Origin of the sequence: Terribacillus saccharophilus, from assembly GCF_046592595.1 — a bacterium.
GTDB classification, from domain to species: domain Bacteria; phylum Bacillota; class Bacilli; order Bacillales; family Amphibacillaceae; genus Terribacillus; species Terribacillus saccharophilus_C.
The window spans coordinates 158,601-175,659 of record NZ_JAWVPF010000001.1; the positions used below are offsets into that span (position 1 = coordinate 158,601).

The window sequence follows — 17,059 nt, forward strand, 5'->3', positions numbered from 1 at the left end:
CGTATTAAAACAATTGCGGCACTTTATCAATAAGCGTCACAATTGCCAAGTAAGCTGTTGCAATAAACACGATTGCCCCAAAGATCGTCAACCATAACGGGTGCTTATAATCCCCAACGATTGATTTCTTATAAGCTGCAATCAACAGTACTCCTAAACCAATTGGCAAGATTAAACCGTTCACTGCCCCCGCAACGACAAGCAATGTTGCCGGCTGTCCTACCAATACCATTATAATTGTTGAGATGATGATAAATCCAATTGTAACGAGCTTCTGATGGCGCTCTACCCACTTGGATAACGTCTTTAAGAATGAAACAGATGTGTATGCCGCACCAATCACCGACGTAATACCAGCTGCCCAAAGAATAAGACCGAACATTTTATATCCAATTGTACCAGCAGCTTCAAGGAAAACTGTAGCCGCAGGATTATTTGGATCTAAGTTGACACCTGTCACTACGACACCCAATACAGCCAGGAATAAGAATATCCGCATAATCGAAGCAATTAAGATGCCTGTAATAGAGCTTCGTGTCACATAGTGAAGATTCTCTTTCCCCGAAATACCTGCATCCAGCAAACGGTGACCACCAGCAAACGTGATATAACCGCCGACGGTACCACCGACAAGGGTGATAATAGCAAATACATCAAGCTCCGTAGGAGCAAATGTACGTGTAATTGCCTCTCCGACTGGCGGATCGCTCTGGAATGCCACATATAATGTCAGTACGATCATAACTACACCAAGAATCCGAGCAATCTGATCCATTGCAGCGCCCGCTTCTTTGGAAAGAAAAATACCAATGGCAATAATACCAGTTATAATAGCGCCAATTCTTGCATCAAACCCAAAAATAACATTCAAACCCAGTCCTGCACCGCCAACGTTCCCGATATTAAATGCAAGACCGCCCAGTGCAACTGCAAAAGCAAGGAAGTATCCCAACCCCGGTAAGACTTTATTTGCGATATCCTGTCCGCGCATTCTGGAAACAGCGATAATTCGCCAGATATTCATCTGCACGCCAACATCCAGAATGATGCTCATTAGAATAACAAAGCCGAAGCTTGCTAATAATTGATCAGTGAAAACAGCTGTTTGCGTCAGGAACCCTGGTCCGATTGCGGATGAACCCATCAGGAAGGCCGCCCCTAGCAGGACGCCCCATTTCCCTTTGGAAGGAGACTGCTGCTGCTGTAAGTCTTTTTTGTTCGATGCCATGTAAATCCCCCTTATGTAACGATTTTTACAAATCATTTGTAGTATGTACTGCTTCTCATACATTATCACAAATATTTAATAAACAATAATCATTATAACTCGAAGATAATTGCTTACACAAGATGTAAAATAACCTCACACAAATAATCAGGAAGTAAAAGCTCTTTCAGATAATAAAAAAAGACCCGCTACAGGTCTTTTTTAAGAAAATTATTGTGTGTTGTTTATCCTTTTTATAGAAATATTATCAAAATCGGCACTGCCATTTTCAGCATATAAGCTAATCGCTTGGTCCTGCGAATGAGGGAATACTGTATGACTGTGCACCACTTTCCCATCATCAACGAACATTTCCACACTTGTTTTATCTACGAGAATGGTGACATGCGCCTGCTTCTTATCTGTATTAAAAGGCGCCTGGCTTTCCTGGTAGTCTCCCGCTTGATCAGGATTGGGAACGTTGCTTCTATTCACATATGAATAGCCTCCAGCGACATCGATACCAACATCGAGATGGCGGGAGTGATCCTTTGATCCCCGCAACTGCAGCCCGACGTTCGGACTTTCTGTCCACGAAATATCAGCATCCAATTGATATGTTTCGGCTGAAACATCCAAGGTTCGCGTCTCATTATGAAGATTTATATTCTCAACTGTGTCTGTTGATTGAAAATGATGATCCAGTGCAGCATTCGGCCGGGAAGCTAGATAATAGCCATCCTGATCTTGCTGCAATGTGATTTCCCTGACAATGGAGTCTGTACCATTGAAACCGTCATGTTTCATCGAAGGTGTTTCATCGGCATAGGACCAGTTATTCATCCAAGCAAGTGCATACCGTTTCGCTTGCTTATCCTCAGACGGTCCATCTTCGAAGGTGACCCCGCCATACCAGTCAAAGCCATAATCAAGCCATTTGGGATTCTCTCCATCCGGTGTAAAAGCTGTACCGTCAAATTTTCCTGTCCAGTAGGCATACGTTTTTGGTTCCCCTTTTCCCTCTCCATTCGCACTCATACCAAGCACATATTTGATTGTTCCATCCGGCGCGCGAAGCTGGAATAGGTCCGGACATTCGAGTACCCCAATTCCATCAGTGTGAAAATCTCCAGTGAATGTCCAACTTTTCAAATCTGCAGATTCATAAAAACCTATCTTATCTCCTTCTGCCAGAAGCATGACCCAATTATTCTTTTCTTCATTCCATATCACTTTCGGATCACGGAAATCCTGTGTACCGGGGTTTGCAAGTACCGGCTCTTCACTTTCCTGCTTGAAGGTATCCCCTCCATCTATGCTGTACCAGAGATACTGTTCCTGCTGCCCAGTCTCTCCCGTCGGCTGGGTCATAATCGCAACTAGCGCATCCTCACCAAAACCGGCTGTATTGTGCTTATCGTGGACGACAGATCCTGTCCACGGATCACCGTTTTCCGTTGTATATTTCGGAATCGCGACTCCATGATCCTCCCAATGGACTAAATCTTCTGATGTCGCGTGCCGCCATTCGGTGCCGTTGCCTTCGGGGTAATCTTTATTGTAGAGATAATAATAGTGGTACTTGCCTTGATAATAAATCGGCTGCTGCGGATCATTCTTCCATTTATCAGGTGAGCTGAAATGGAAGACAGGACGATAAGAGATAGTTTGCGCCTTCCCTGGACTTTGATTTTGAGTTTTTTTCTCGTTGCTTAGCACAAAGGCTGCGACCACTGCAGCAACTAGTAAAATCAGCACGCCAAGCATCGTCCACCTCTTTTTCGAAAATCCATTAAACATATCGTCACCACACTTATATTTGAAATGAAGGAAAAGGAAATGCCATATTGCTGACATTTCCTTTTCTGATTCTGATTTATTCCTCTTCGTACGTGATTTGCCCTTGCTCCAGGATACCATCTTCCACAACGGAAGAGCGTTTACCGTCGATATCCAGAAGGAACGAAGGCGCGAATGTAGATTTATGATCCTGGAAGAAACCGCGGTTCGTCATGTAGCTCGTTACGACGAAGTCATCCGATTTCTTTTGCGGAATCACATAATGTGCATATGTCCAAGTCAAATCATTAGGATCCAAGTCCTGATGCAGGACGATACCTGATTTGTTCATTGGCTTATATGGGCCAGTTAAACTATTCGATACATAACCAAGCATATAGATGTCCTCATCGTCGATGCCATCGATTGTCATTTTGGCACCACGCGTACTTGTGAACAAGTAGAACTTGCCATCTTTCTTGAAGATGTTTGGACGCTCGATCTCATCTGTAACCGTGTTGGAAACGATGAGCGGCTTCATTTCTTTTTTCAATGTGTAATCATCATTGATCTCTACAATACCGATTGCACCATTAGCCAGTTCCGCTGTGGACTTCTTATCGCTGTTTTGCAGCTGATTGAATTCTTCACGGAAGAACTTCATGCCATTGCCGTAGTATGCACGATTATAAAGAGATTCTTCGCCAGAGTAGCCGAACTCTGTACCAGTATTAGCTTCGAATACTAAGTACTTCTTACCTTTATCTTCAATGTAATGCGGATCACGCAATGTGTGGTTGTTTGCAAAATTACGGTCTTCAAATGCTTTATTCACATTCTCATATGTCTTTCCGTTGCCGCCATCATAAATGGACTTATAGTCTTCCACGCCATCAACTTGCAAGCTGCTTGTATCCTTTTCAGACACGTTCACCTGCGCAGTTGTCAAAGTTTGTTTACCAAAGATGCCTTGGCTTTCATCAAAGCCGCCGCGGTTTGTATAGAACAAGCGGATCTCGCCATCGATGAAGGCAGCAGAGCCAGACCATTCCTCCTGCTGACCAGCCAGTATTTTATCCCCATTGAACTTATCATTATCATCAAATACACGACCGGCATTTTTCCATGCATCAACGGAATCGTCGCCTGCTTTTTTATAGAACATGTAAATGAATGTGTCACTTGCATCTTTCGGATCACCAGCCAGACCGAAAACAATTTGATATCCATTGTAGTCTGCCACTGTACCGTCCGGGTTTTGGAGCGGCCATGTATCCCATACATCCATTTTGATTTCATTGCCATTCTCATCTATCTTTGTAGCCGACTCGATATTCTTGATAGAAGAAGCATCAAAGCTAGGAACGGTATACCGTTCGTCCCCGTGCTGCCCGATCATTTCCTTCATGTCCTGACGTGTGATTTGTGAGGTACCATATGTTTCTTTGTACGGCTTCACATTTCCACCCTCATTGTTCGCCGAAGCCACTGTCAGACTGCTCCCCAGCACCAACGCTGCACTCAGTGAAACGACACTTGCTTTTAACGCCCGTTTCCGAAATTTCATCCCGTATTCCTCCTATGTATGATTGCTAATCCCGTGTAAGACAAGCCTTGGCAAACCTGACTTACGAGCTCAGTATAGGACAGTAAAACAAAAACTGGGATGGCTTATCTTGATCTTATTTTTGTCTAAATTTGATATCCATACAAAAAGTCCCTTCTGATCAGGGACTTCTACACTAGTGAGAGGAAGCATTTTGGCGCCATGCATGATCCAAGTCCTGCAGTGCATCCCGCTTCGACATCTCTTCATTCACGTATTGTTTCAGGATTCGGCCAAAGGCATCCTTCATAGAAGGCGAATAGGAGGACCAATTAAAGTTCCGTCGCTCCTGCTGATCATATAGTCTCCACGCATCTCCGCTCAGGCTGGTTTCAGGCAGCTGAACCGTGCGGAATGCAGAAATGAAGCGAAGGTGTTTTGCTTGATATGCACGCCCTTCTTCAGATTCTGCCATCCATTTCAGGAATCGCTTGGCCTCCCTTTTCTCAGCTGCCCCGGATTGCTTATTGACGACCCAATAACCAGGCACACCAGTCACCAGCTGCGCATCCACTCCGTCATCAAGCGGAATCGGAAACATTCCCACATCCAGATCCGACGATTGTTTTGCCAGTAGAGGTTCCACCCAATTTCCTTGCACAATCATGGCCGCCTCTCCTTTTTGGAAAGCTTCCATCTCAGCGTAATAATCTGTCGTTGCTGCATGCGGTTTTCCGTAAGCAAGTGTCAGATCCAGAAAACGCAGCATGTTGCGAAAGCTATCATTATCCGTAAAGCTTGCCTTACCTTCTGCCAGTTCCGACATAAACGCTTCGGGATCAGATTGCTCTGCGAAAGCTAAACTTGTTAAATGATGTCCAAGCTTCCATTCCTCGTAATAGCCATTCGCAAAAGGTGTCACACCTGCCTTTTTGAGCTGAGACGCCGCTTTCTCAAGCTCTGTATACGTATCAGGAAGCTCATTTATACCCCCTTTTTCGAATAACACCTTATTATAAATAATGCCGAACCCTTCAATATTCATCGGCATGCCATACACCTTCCCACCCTCAGTAATGGGATCGAGTGTACCATCCCGAGCATCCGATACCCACGATTCCCCGCTCAAGTCCTCCAAGTAGCGCATCCACTCTTTTGTAGCAGTATAGCCGACGTTAGTGAAGATATCCGGACCTTCCCCTACAGCCATTTGTGTTTTTAAATCAGAGAAATCATCCGAAATACCGCCCACCGTTTCTACCTGGATATGAACATGGGGATGCGTCTTTTCATACATGCCAACCATGTCCTCAAACTCGGATGCAACCTCCACCTTTGGATTACGAATTGTAAGGCTGACTGCTCCTTTTGCTTGCTTCTTCTCTTTTTCCGGCGGCAGATTGCTGGCGGAAAGCAGCAGTAAAAGGATTGCAAAAAGTCCGTATAACAGTTTCTTTTTCATAATAATCATCTTTCCTCCTGCTCATTATGCTCAGTTCTATAAGCAGTCGGGGTTAATCCTGTTTCCTTTTTGAATAGCTTCGAGAAATAGACTTCATCTTGATAGCCAAGCAGCCTGGCTATGTCATACATCGTTTTGTCGGTTATCTCCAGCCATTGCTTCGCCTGCTTCATACGGCAATCTGTCACGTACCGGGATAATGTCATCCCGGTCTCTTGCTTGAATTTACGTGAAATATGCTCCTTTGACAGGAAGAAGAGCTTTGATAATCGCTCCAGGCTTACATCCTCCATGTAGTAGCTCTGCACATAAGCAACGATGTCTTGGCCGCGCTGTTCACTTTCCAGTTCTTCAAGTCTCCTGATGGTGCGATAACGATGCTCCGCCAGCTCTACTGTAAGCTGCTCGAATACGGAAGAAATCTCTTCCAGAGAACACAGCGTCTTTTGTACAAGCCGTACGGGTATATCCAAATGCTGACGCAGCCAATTCTCTATCTGCAGCCACTGATCAGCCGCAGACAAAACAACGTACAAGTTATCCTCTTGCTGGAAACGGAATACATCACCAATTGCATATCGATGCAATTCACCCGTCAGAGCTTCCATTACTTGGTCCGGCTGATGCATATGATAAAAAGACAGCAACGTAAGATCGATTTTCTCTTCCTGCGGCAAAACATTGTGTAAGATGGTGAAATCCTTCAGCTCTCCCATGCACAATGCCGAAACCTGCTGTTCCAAAAGCAGCCTCCTCGCATCCCCGAGAACCTCTGCTTCGCTCTCCAAAGACTGCTTTTCAGCGATAATGGCTTGCGTCACGTTCTCCAGCACCTTAGTAAAAGCTTCCGGATCGATTGGCTTCAGCAAATAATCAAAGCTGTTGAATTGAATAGCTTTCCGCATGAACTGGTAATCATCATAACCAGTTACTAGAATGCACTTCCCTCGGTAGTCAGCAGCATGCAACTGCTCCATCAGTTCAATGCCATTCATACGCGGCATCTTGATATCAGTGAAAATGATCTCCGGCTGCTCCGATTCAATAAGCTCAAGCGCCTCTTCCCCGTCACTTGCTTCCAAAAGAACAGTTATTCCATTCTGCTCCCACTCACCAAGCGCACGCAGCACCTCACGCCCATTTCTTTCATCATCCACGAGTAACACCTTCATGCTTCTGACCTCCCTGCTCCTGTGCCGGAATACAAATCGTGACCTCAAACCCTTTTCCGTTCATATTATCAATTTGAAACGCTGCCTTATCGCCATGATGCAGCTGTATACGCTCCGCGATATTTTGCAGCCCCGTTCCGCCAGCAACTCCCTCGCGCAGCAGACGAACCTCTTCGGCGCTCACTGTTGCACCGCAGCTAGCCGCACTGAACACCAGCAATCCGTCTCTTTCCGTTCCTTTTAGGATAAAGCTGCTTTTATCTCGCATAGTTTCATAGCTATGCTTAAAATAATTTTCAACAAGCGGCTGCAGCAGCATGCTCGGTATTCTGTATTCCTTTATGCTTTTCTCCACTTGAATAGCGATTGGCAAATCTGCTCCAAAACGTTCTTTTTGCAAGGTGATATAGGAGTCAATATAACCAATCTCCTCCCGTACAGGTACGAGCTGATCGGCCTGCAAAGCATACCGCATCATTTTGGATAAGGATACGAGCAGTTTGTACACTTCCCGGTCATCAGATCGCAGGGCAACAGCTCCGATGGATTGCAGTGCATTAAAGAGGAAATGCGGATTCACCTGTGATTTGAGCATTCTAAGCTGACTCTCCCTCACCTCTAGCTCAAGCTTATATTCACGTGCGATATGAGAATCGATACGATTCAGCATCTCCTGCATATGTGCAGACAGGTGGCCAATTTCATCCTTACGCTCTGTTTTTAGCTGGACGTTCATCTGACCGCCTTCTATGGATCGTACCTTCTCACTTAATGTAATAATCGGTTTTGTAAACACACGGGAAACGACCAGAACCAGTATGGTCCCCAATAGGACAACGCCGATGCCTAATACGACATTCGTCCAGGCCGTCTCCCTCGCATCACGGAACAGCTCATCCTTTGATGTAATCTTGATCAGCTGCCAGCCAGCCAAGGGCTTGCCCAGCTCCTCCCGAAGGACGATATTTCCTCCCTCCGCTGCTAATTGAGACTCGTCCATATTAGTGCCAATCTGTTTAAAATCTTTGCTGTAGACGATCTCTTCCTTTCCATTTACAAGCAAAACCTGCGTCCCTGTTTCTCTTGTAACAGCCTCAAGCAGCCGCGAGAAAGATGATACTTCTATATCAGTCGTCAGGAATCCTAGAAATTCTCCACTCAGTACGTCTGTTATCCTATGCTGGATCGGCAGCACGATTGTATTGTCCGATTCCGGAACGATCGCTACTTTGTCTTCATTCTCGAGGACATGAGGAGTTTCCAGCATGTAAGCTGCCTTCGAATCGTTCATCTCCCTGAAAGGTGAGTGCTCCAGATAATCCGGAGCAGGCTTTGGAGCACTAACATTTGATTGGTAAACTGTGAGAGACTGCTGATCTTGCTGAAAATAAAACCGCAGCTGCCGGATATCCGGTCGAGTCGCCGCATATGTCTCCACACTATTTTCAAAAGCTCGCACATGTTCTGTCGTTTCTTCCAGCATGCCATTCTCCAGTACCTGCTGGACCTCCGGCATATTGAACAAGCTGTAAGGCAGCCGGACCATCTCATCTGCGTACTGTTCCAAATCTGCACCGCTCTCATTTAATTCCTCTCGGCTCCTTGCCAAATCCCGCTCCTCAATACTCGATTTGCTATTCTCATAAATAAAAATCACAAAGAGAAAATAAGGCAGAATGATGAATAAGAGCAGCATGATGAATAACCGAGTCCTAATGCTCATGAATGCCCTTCCTTCCATACCGTCCGTTGAAATAGTCAAACTTACCCTATAACATGCCCAATCAGCCGTCAATCCAACTTAAGTTACACTCAAAGGTCCCGATAAACAGCGAAACATCGTTTTCACTCCCGCATATACACTTCCACAGCCTGGACATCCCGAAATGGAAACCTTATCAAACATTTAATGTTAAAACACTGGATAAAAGGGAACAGTGAACATGGAGCATTTTTTCAGCTAAAAAACGAATCAAAGGAGTGGCAGATATGAACGAAAAGCAATTCGACATCATCAAAAACGGCAAAGGCTTCATCGCAGCATTGGATCAAAGCGGCGGCAGCACACCGAAAGCATTGGCAGAATACGGCGTATCCGAAGATGCTTATTCAAACGAAGACGAGATGTTCAAGCTCGTCCACGACATGCGAACACGCATCATCACTTCCCCTGCATTCAACAAAGACAAGATTCTAGGTGCTATCCTATTCGAACAGACGATGGATCGGGAAATCGAAGGCAAGTACACAGCTGATTACCTTTGGGAAGAAAAAGGGATTGTGCCATTCTTGAAAGTCGATAAAGGTTTGGCAGAGGAAAAAGACGGCGTTCAGCTGATGAAACCGATCGATAACCTGAACGAAACACTCGGCCGCGCATCCGAACGACATATTTTCGGAACAAAAATGCGTTCGGTCATCAAAGAGCCTAACGTCAGCGGCATCAAAGCGGTCGTAGATCAGCAATTCGAAATCGGCAAAAGTATCATCGCAGCTGGTATCGTTCCAATCATAGAACCAGAAGTGAATATTCACAGCGAGGATAAAGAGAAATGCGAGGAAATCCTTCGGGATGAAATCTTCCGCCATCTAAACGATTTGTCCGAAGAAGAAAATGTCATGCTCAAGCTTTCCATCCCAACGAAAGCAAATCTATATAAAGAACTCACCGAGCATCCACGCGTTGTCCGCGTCGTTGCTTTATCCGGCGGCTACTCCCGCGACGAAGCAAACGAAAAGCTGAAAGAAAACGAAGGCGTAATCGCCAGCTTCTCCCGCGCTTTGGCAGCAGAGCTAAACGCAGGTCAGTCTCAGGAAGAATTTGATGCAGCATTGAAGGATGCTGTGGATACGATTTATGATGCTTCTGTTAATAAGAAGTAAAACAAAACCGGAGAGCTGTTCAGCTCTCCGGTTTTTTATTAGTCCTTAGACATGATCCCCAAGAATCGAAGTAAGTTCATGAACAAGTTGATAAAGTCCAAATACAGATTCAATGCCATTAGAGGAATCATCTCTTCTGTAACATGGTCTCTCGCCATTTGATTAAAATCATACAGAATATAGAGTGAAAACACGACAGAACCGATACCCGAGAAAACGAGCATTGTCGCATCACTATACGGGACAAAAATTCCGATCAAACCTGTTACAATCAACGCAATCAAGGCCACAAACAAGAATCCGCCAAGGAAGGAAAAATCTTTTTTTGATTTAACCCCTACCAGCGCCATTACTCCAAAGATGACAAACGTTGTCGCGAAAGCATACAGGACAATATTGGCTCCACCGATGGAAGCATAATAAGCTACTGCCGGGTAAGTCGTAATTCCTGAAATCACGGCAAATATATAAATGAACGTATAGCTGACAGCTTTTTTCCTTCTAAGCCAGAAGGCAGCAATTATCATACCTAATTCAATTACGATTAATGGCAGAATAAGCACAGGCGGCACAAAATGGCCAGCATAGATTCCAAGCGTCGCCAACAGCAGCGTCATCAAGAACGTCTGCAGCACCTTCTGCATGATTGTCTTTTGATTGGATATTGCATATTCCAAGTTCATCTCTCCAGTTTCTAAAGATATTGTTAGGTTGTATACGCAACTCGTCAGCAAATGTTTCACTTTCTTCACAAATTTATTTAGAATTATGGACTAGAGAAATGCCTTTTAACTGACTTGGCTCTCTTAAAGACATTTTGATTGTCTTAGAGACTACAATTTAGAACAAATGAAGAAATTCTCTAAATCAAGGTTAATTGCAATTCACAAAAATACCTTGAAATAACCTAAGCATCTAAGGTAAGGTTTCTTACTATGGTACCCTATAATCATTGTATAAGTCTTAACTATATATCAATGCTCAAAAACCTTGAGGAATTCACCTCAAGGTTTTTGCGTTAATTTATTTTGATGTCTTCTTCTCGCCTCATGTGTAGCAAGATCTGCAAATCTAGTTGTCACTGGTAATCTGCTCTCCTGTTCAACAAAGTGCATAGTTATGTCAGTTGCAGTATCTAAATCGATCCAGTTTCCACATGAGATAAAGATAGGTTTTACATCAACTCTTGATCTTAAAACACGTCCATATACTTCGTTTTCGATAACTATATCCTTGAAAGCTCCAACTTTATTTTCTGGCATGGTAAAATCGACGTTATTTATTTTAAGGTATGTTTTCGCTACCCCTACAGTAGGTTTACCTAGTTCGAACGAGGCTTGTGTCGCAATACCCATGTGACGACTATGCAAATATCCATTTCCATCAAACATATAAATATCCGGAATATATTCCAGTTTGTCGACTGCCTTAAGGACAAAAGGCAACTCTCGGAATGCTAAGTAACCTGAAATATACGGAAATTCAACAATACCCGTATATTCTGCTTTATCAACAACTTGTTTTGTTTGATAATCTAAAACCTGAATACAGCAAACAGCATAATCAATATTATCTTCAGTCCAATATGCGAGATCAACTCCAGCAACCAAAGCTACTTCTTCGGGAGAAAACGTATTATTCAACTTAATCTTAGAGCGTAAATCATTTTGGACTTTATTAAGTTCTCTTTCAAGATTATTATTCATATCTAACCAACTCTCAACAAATCTAACAAAGTTATCATTTTGAGTTTTTAGTGAGGGAGTTAATTAGCTTTACTTCAGTTTCTGAAGGAGATGATTTCACTTTAATTATCTCTCCTGCCTCATCCCACTCTGTAAAGTGCAGTGCTATACCAAGTTTATAATCTCCCTCAAAACTTTTTTTCCATTCTCATGCCATCTTCTTTCCTGGCCATTACTTTGTCCATGAATTAATGTTTTTATAGCTTTTAACTTTCCACTCTTATAAAACTCAATTAATTCTCCCTCGATAAAGCCATTTACGTAGTTAGCATAATAATTTAAGTTACCATTATTATACAACTCGTAAACCAAGCCAGTAAATGGCTTACCGCCCTCTTCCTCTGGTTTATCTAAGACTATATCGCCATGTGTAGAAAACCACAGTTCTTCGACAAAGTCAGTTCCCTTAGATACCACATAATCTTTATCAAAAATATTTTTTTCCATATCATTTCACCTCTGAACTAAACTCAAATCCTTGAGTTATATAATTAAAGTGAGGGCATGTGAAAGTTTCACTGCTTAACTCTATATAAAGTCCAATTTTTTTGCTTCTATTCATTGAATTCTTTCATTTTGCGAATTGCTTCTCATAGCCTCAAAGCACCAAAACTATATTCTCTTTAATCAAAAAGACCTTGAAGGCTTATGAAGTCTCAAGGCTTTTTTTAAATTATATCTAATTATTTTTCGATTTATTTATAATCCAATTCCTAGCTTCCATACCCTCTAAAAGAATTGGGTTCTCAGGAGTACCTATATTAATACTGGTTATAATAGCCTCTTCTATACCTCTTAATGCTATTAAACTTGTACCATTCAATAGCGTTTCCTCAAAAGAAGCAGAACTAATATCAGCCTCACTTAGGTCCGAATTCCGAAGATCGGTAAGGTAAAGTAAGCAAGCTGCCAAGTTGGCTCCTTTTAAATTTGTATCTTGGAACTCAGTTTCTGAGCAATCCGCTTTAGCCAATCTTACATTTTCCATACTAGCATTAGAGAAATTCGCATAGGATATATCCGCCCTATAAAAGTCGGCGTTCACTAAATTAGCCGAAACAAATGCAGAAGAACATAAAAGTGACGAGTGAAAGTCTTTTCCTTGTAAATCCATATTATTAAACAAGCAATCAGTAACATTTGCTTGGTCTAATCTATATGGTTGTAAATTCAGTTGTTGTAAGTCTACCTCGTCAATTACTAATTTTTCACCTTTTTCACCATTTGTTTCAACCCAGTGTTGATGAGATTCTAATTTCCGAACAACTTCCTGTTCCAATTCTTTAATCATTATTAACCCTCCTCAATCAGGATACCAGATAATACGATTTGATATCCCAGCTTCTTCTATTGCTTCCTTTAACTGAGCAATATGATCAGGAACTAATTTTCTTATATCAATTATGACGTTATGCTCTCGATTACATTCAGCTTGAATTTTTTTCATAGCTCTATTGACTGCAAAAGCTCCCTTTTTAGGAGAAGTGTGTCCATTGGGATAAGCTCAAAACTTTTTACGTCCCATTTTATACCTGTTGTGGTATCAATAAATTCAGCACCTTTATCAGGAGTTGGGTCTCTTACTATTCTGCCTAGCCTTCCATCACTTTCCAAATCAAGTCCGATTTCTCTCTCCTTTATTCCTTGTGCTTCTATCCTAAAACCATGTGAAGGGTCTCCAGCTAACTCATCCAATTCTTCTTGCGATCTGCCACCAGTATATCCCTTACCCTTAATTGACTTCACTTCCGCGCTCGATACATTCGATGTACCAGATTGTACTTTCCCTACATTGCTATCACTAACATGATTTACCGAAGAACCTTTTACTGGTTCTATACCACCGCTTCTATCCCCGTTTCTCATCATTACAGGACTTCCATTATCACCTGCACGGTTCTGACTAAACGGCAAATGCTCCGCTCCTGCAGCCACCTGCAGCTCCTGAACTCTATCCTGCTCCTTAACAGCCCACTGACTATTACGAAGTCGATTAGCCGTCTGTCTATTAGCATAATCAGCCAAACTAACAACATTATCCGCTTGACCAGCGGCACTATCCATATTAGAAGTTCTCGCCAGTCTATCTGCAGGTATTTTCAGTTCAATAACATTGTCAGCTTGCTGTACCGCCTTATCGGTTCTATTTAACCTACTCGCAAACTGCCCCACATCAATTACCTTGCTTGTCGTGCGCGCTGTTCCAGCAAAGCTGGTCACCGCATTCCCTATAGGCAGAACATCAAGCGGTGCCAGTAAACCCCTCGTCCATCGTTCCGAAGTGTCCAGCTCCCGGCCTGAAGCCCAGTCCTGACCAGAAATAGCACTTCCCATCTCCACTGTTGCATAAGCCGCTCCTAGTACAGCACCAGCTGGCGGACATACAACGGTTACGCCAACAATGACGACGAGGGCTGCAATATTCACCCAAAACTCTTTTGTAAACTGCCCGTCCTCAATGGACTCATATTCAAAGGCTCTTGTGTTGACGGCAGCAGTGCGGTAATCTTCATAACTGATGTCTTCGTCTGGGTTCTGTACTTTCCATTCTTCAAAAGAGGCCTTTATTTGATCGGCATAATAGTTATCTCCGCTCAGTATATCATCGATGGTGATTTCTGTTTTCTCCGTTTCGTATTCCTGATAGGAGCCGTAATAAGAGATAGGTATCGTTTGTGTCGCACCGATATGGTTCGAGGTCGTGTAGTTGGAAATGGAAGAATCGCGTACTTTCTGAACAAAGGCATCAATATCTTCAAATTAACCCTGTTATTCGAAAAATGTACAGCTAAGTAGAAAAAGCTCATCCAATTCATACTTCAATGTGGATGAGCTTTCAAGAAATCAGCAATTCATTATATGGCACTTTATTATCGTTATATTAGTTATCAAGTGACAATGCATCATAAATTTTAGTTCGTAATCACAGAATTCTTCTCTTAACCAAATGTATAATACCCTTCCTTGTAGAACTGTGATTTAAAATATCCGTATCGAGACACAGACAATCAATTATAATCAGAAGCGGTTTTTACATCACTCCATATTTCTTCTTGATTTTATCCATGTACTCATATACTTCCTTAGCTTTGTCTTCGTGAATGTCAGCATAAATTTCACAAACCACTTGTAAGTATTCACATAATTCATCATAGGTTAAAATATCATACCAATCTTCATCGACACCAAAATAGAATAGTACTCTATCTTCTCCGAAATAACCCTCGTCATATTCATCATACTCATCGGAATAAATAACTCCAATTGTATCTCTTCTTAATACATTTTCATTACAAAAACCATTCAATATCTTCAGGAAGTCATAATCCACAGCAAATCGAGCTAGAACAGCAGTAACAAAGCTTTTAGTTCGACCACTTTCTTTGAATCTATCCATTATTAATTGGTAATCATCTTGGCGATTTTGCATACGTTCAACGTTCACTCCATTCCAATACAGGCCAAAAGTTATCTATCTCGCCTGTCTCAAGATTCTTAATACCTTCAAATTTCAATCCGTTACTGGCAGTTCCACTGACCATACTTTTATTTTGATCTATCAACTCATCCACTTGACCTTTTTTGATTCCTTCTTCTATGGCTTCTTTGCCATACCTAACTATATCTTCGTCTGATATAATAGCTGGATCGTAAATAGTTTTCTTGAGCGGATCTCTATTTTCTTTAGGTATATATTTATATTCACCAGTCCCTATGCCACGATAATCTTTTATCTCTACAAGCATTCTATACTCTAGATCATAGATACCATCGATTTCTGGATGAGCGAATTTCTGAATCTCTTCTAATTTATATTTTCCATTTGTTTCGAAGAACTTTTTAAACTCAGAGTAGTTATGTCCTCCACTAACACCTCTGCGGTCGGTACATTTCTTAATCTCCCCTGTCAGATGTTCAACATGATAACCTTCTTTATATTTAATAATCGGCTGGGTTTCACTAGATGCCCTTATACTTCCTGCATGTAAAGAACCACTGTCAGTCTTACTAACACTACTCACACTTTCTCCAGAACCTCTTACTGGTCCTACACCACCAGGTCCGACTCCATCATTCCTCATCATCATTGGCCCACTATTACCCGCCATTTTATTCCCAGCCGACAAGTGCTCTGCACCAGCAGCCATCTGCAGCTCCTGAATTTTATCCTGCTCCTTAACAGCCCACTGACTATTACGAAGTCGATTAGCCGTCTGTCTATTAGCATAATCAGCCAAACTAACAACATTATCCGCTTGACCAGCGGCACTATCCACATTAGATGTTCTCGCCAGTCTATCTGCAGGTATTTTCAGTTCAATAACATTGTCGGCTTGCTGTACCGCCGTATTGGTTCTATTCACTTTACTCGCTGACTGCCCTACATCAATTACTTTGCTTGTCGTACGTGCTGCACCACCAAAACTGGTCACCGCATTACCTATTGGCAGAACATCAAGCGGCGCAAGTAAACCCCTCGTCCATCGTTCCGAAGTGTCCAGCTCCCGTCCTGAAGCCCAGTCCTGACCAGAAATAGCACTTCCCATCTCTACCGTTGCATAAGCAGCTCCTAGTACAGCACCAGCTGGCGGACATACAACGGTTACGCCAACGATGACGACGAGGGCTGCAATATTCACCCAAAACTCTTTTGTAAACTGCCCGTCCTCAATGGACTCATATTCAAAGGCTCTTGTGTTGACGGCAGCTGTTCGATAATCTTCGTAGCTGATGTCTTCATCCGGGTTCTGTACTTTCCATTCCTCAAAAGAAGCCTTGATTTGATCAGCATAATAGTTGTCTCCGCTCAGTATATCATCGATGGTGATTTCTGTTTTCTCTGTTTCGTATTCTTGATAGGAACCATAATAAGAGATAGGTATTGTCTCCGTTGCACCGATATGGTTCGAGGTCGTGTAGTTGGAGATGGAAGAATCTCGCACTTTCTGGACAAAGGCATCAATATCTTCATAGAAGGGCTGATCGATTGTATCTTCTACTATATCGCCGACACTTCCACTGTAATCCTCCAGGACTTTAAAGTCCTCGAACAATCGCTGGTATTTATCTTTATCGCTTGTATAAGAGAACGAGACAACTCCGTCGGAATCATACTTTGCCACCTTTTCGCTTGCTTCGTCCAAGTTGTCCGTGATGTCTTTCATCGTATCGATCATGCCTTTGCCCCAGACACCCAGGCCAATCAAGTTACGCAGACTATCTTTCGTCTTATCCCATTGGCTGCTTCGGTATTTTACATCCACG

General features: G+C 42.7%; 14 protein-coding genes. 1 reads left to right on the top strand and 13 read right to left on the bottom strand.

Annotated elements, in window-relative coordinates; translation table 11 throughout:
* Positions 1-4: 4 nt before the first annotated feature.
* The 6 genes from SFC25_RS00705 to SFC25_RS00730 all read right to left on the bottom strand — a co-directional run bounded on the left by SFC25_RS00705 (position 5) and on the right by SFC25_RS00730 (position 8,889).
* A complete protein-coding gene (locus SFC25_RS00705; RefSeq protein ID WP_411213409.1) occupies positions 5-1,228 on the bottom strand; it encodes an NRAMP family divalent metal transporter in 1,224 nt (407 codons plus the stop codon).
* A gap of 210 nt (positions 1,229-1,438) precedes the next feature.
* Positions 1,439-3,007 (bottom strand): glycoside hydrolase family 32 protein, encoded by a 1,569-nt coding sequence (locus SFC25_RS00710; RefSeq protein WP_411213410.1) that lies wholly within the window; start codon positions 3,005-3,007, stop codon positions 1,439-1,441.
* 76 nt (positions 3,008-3,083) lie between these two features.
* Complete coding sequence (locus SFC25_RS00715) at positions 3,084-4,553, bottom strand: glycoside hydrolase family 68 protein (protein WP_411213412.1); 1,470 nt, start codon at positions 4,551-4,553, stop codon at positions 3,084-3,086.
* 175 nt (positions 4,554-4,728) lie between these two features.
* The gene (locus SFC25_RS00720) at positions 4,729-5,994 is read right to left on the bottom strand and encodes an ABC transporter substrate-binding protein (RefSeq protein WP_411213413.1); all 1,266 of its coding nucleotides are present in this window, start codon (positions 5,992-5,994) and stop codon (positions 4,729-4,731) included.
* Between the two features lie 5 nt (positions 5,995-5,999).
* Entirely contained in the window at positions 6,000-7,166 is a 1,167-nt protein-coding gene (locus tag SFC25_RS00725) for a response regulator (RefSeq protein WP_411213415.1), read from the bottom strand.
* Positions 7,144-8,889 (bottom strand): cache domain-containing sensor histidine kinase, encoded by a 1,746-nt coding sequence (locus SFC25_RS00730; RefSeq protein ID WP_411213417.1) that lies wholly within the window; start codon positions 8,887-8,889, stop codon positions 7,144-7,146. The genes SFC25_RS00725 and SFC25_RS00730 overlap by 23 nt, the downstream gene beginning before the upstream one ends.
* Before the next feature lie 266 nt (positions 8,890-9,155).
* On the opposite strand from SFC25_RS00730, the gene SFC25_RS00735 reads away from it, so the two are divergent.
* On the top strand, positions 9,156-10,049 hold the full coding sequence (locus tag SFC25_RS00735; protein WP_411213419.1) for a fructose bisphosphate aldolase: 894 nt from the start codon (positions 9,156-9,158) through the stop codon (positions 10,047-10,049).
* A gap of 38 nt (positions 10,050-10,087) precedes the next feature.
* On the opposite strand, the gene SFC25_RS00740 is transcribed toward SFC25_RS00735, so the two are convergent.
* From SFC25_RS00740 to SFC25_RS00770, 7 genes are all read right to left on the bottom strand, one after another.
* The gene (locus SFC25_RS00740; RefSeq protein WP_411213420.1) at positions 10,088-10,732 is read right to left on the bottom strand and encodes a Bax inhibitor-1/YccA family protein; all 645 of its coding nucleotides are present in this window, start codon (positions 10,730-10,732) and stop codon (positions 10,088-10,090) included.
* 321 nt (positions 10,733-11,053) lie between these two features.
* Positions 11,054-11,755: an endonuclease V gene (locus SFC25_RS00745; protein ID WP_411213422.1), complete on the bottom strand. Its 702-nt coding sequence runs from the start codon at positions 11,753-11,755 to the stop codon at positions 11,054-11,056.
* A gap of 144 nt (positions 11,756-11,899) precedes the next feature.
* Positions 11,900-12,241 carry a toxin-antitoxin system YwqK family antitoxin gene (locus tag SFC25_RS00750; RefSeq protein ID WP_411213424.1) on the bottom strand — a complete coding sequence of 114 codons (342 nt, stop codon included), beginning with the start codon at positions 12,239-12,241 and terminating at the stop codon, positions 11,900-11,902.
* A gap of 232 nt (positions 12,242-12,473) precedes the next feature.
* Complete coding sequence (locus tag SFC25_RS00755; protein WP_411213426.1) at positions 12,474-13,085, bottom strand: pentapeptide repeat-containing protein; 612 nt, start codon at positions 13,083-13,085, stop codon at positions 12,474-12,476.
* Positions 13,086-13,237: 152 nt separating this feature from the next.
* The gene (locus SFC25_RS00760; protein WP_411213427.1) at positions 13,238-14,221 is read right to left on the bottom strand and encodes a hypothetical protein; all 984 of its coding nucleotides are present in this window, start codon (positions 14,219-14,221) and stop codon (positions 13,238-13,240) included.
* Between the two features lie 604 nt (positions 14,222-14,825).
* The gene (gene cdiI / locus SFC25_RS00765) at positions 14,826-15,224 is read right to left on the bottom strand and encodes a ribonuclease toxin immunity protein CdiI (protein ID WP_411213428.1); all 399 of its coding nucleotides are present in this window, start codon (positions 15,222-15,224) and stop codon (positions 14,826-14,828) included.
* Between the two features lie 4 nt (positions 15,225-15,228).
* Positions 15,229-17,058 (bottom strand): CdiA family toxin C-terminal domain-containing protein, encoded by a 1,830-nt coding sequence (locus SFC25_RS00770; protein WP_411213430.1) that lies wholly within the window; start codon positions 17,056-17,058, stop codon positions 15,229-15,231.
* Position 17,059 lies beyond the last annotated feature (1 nt).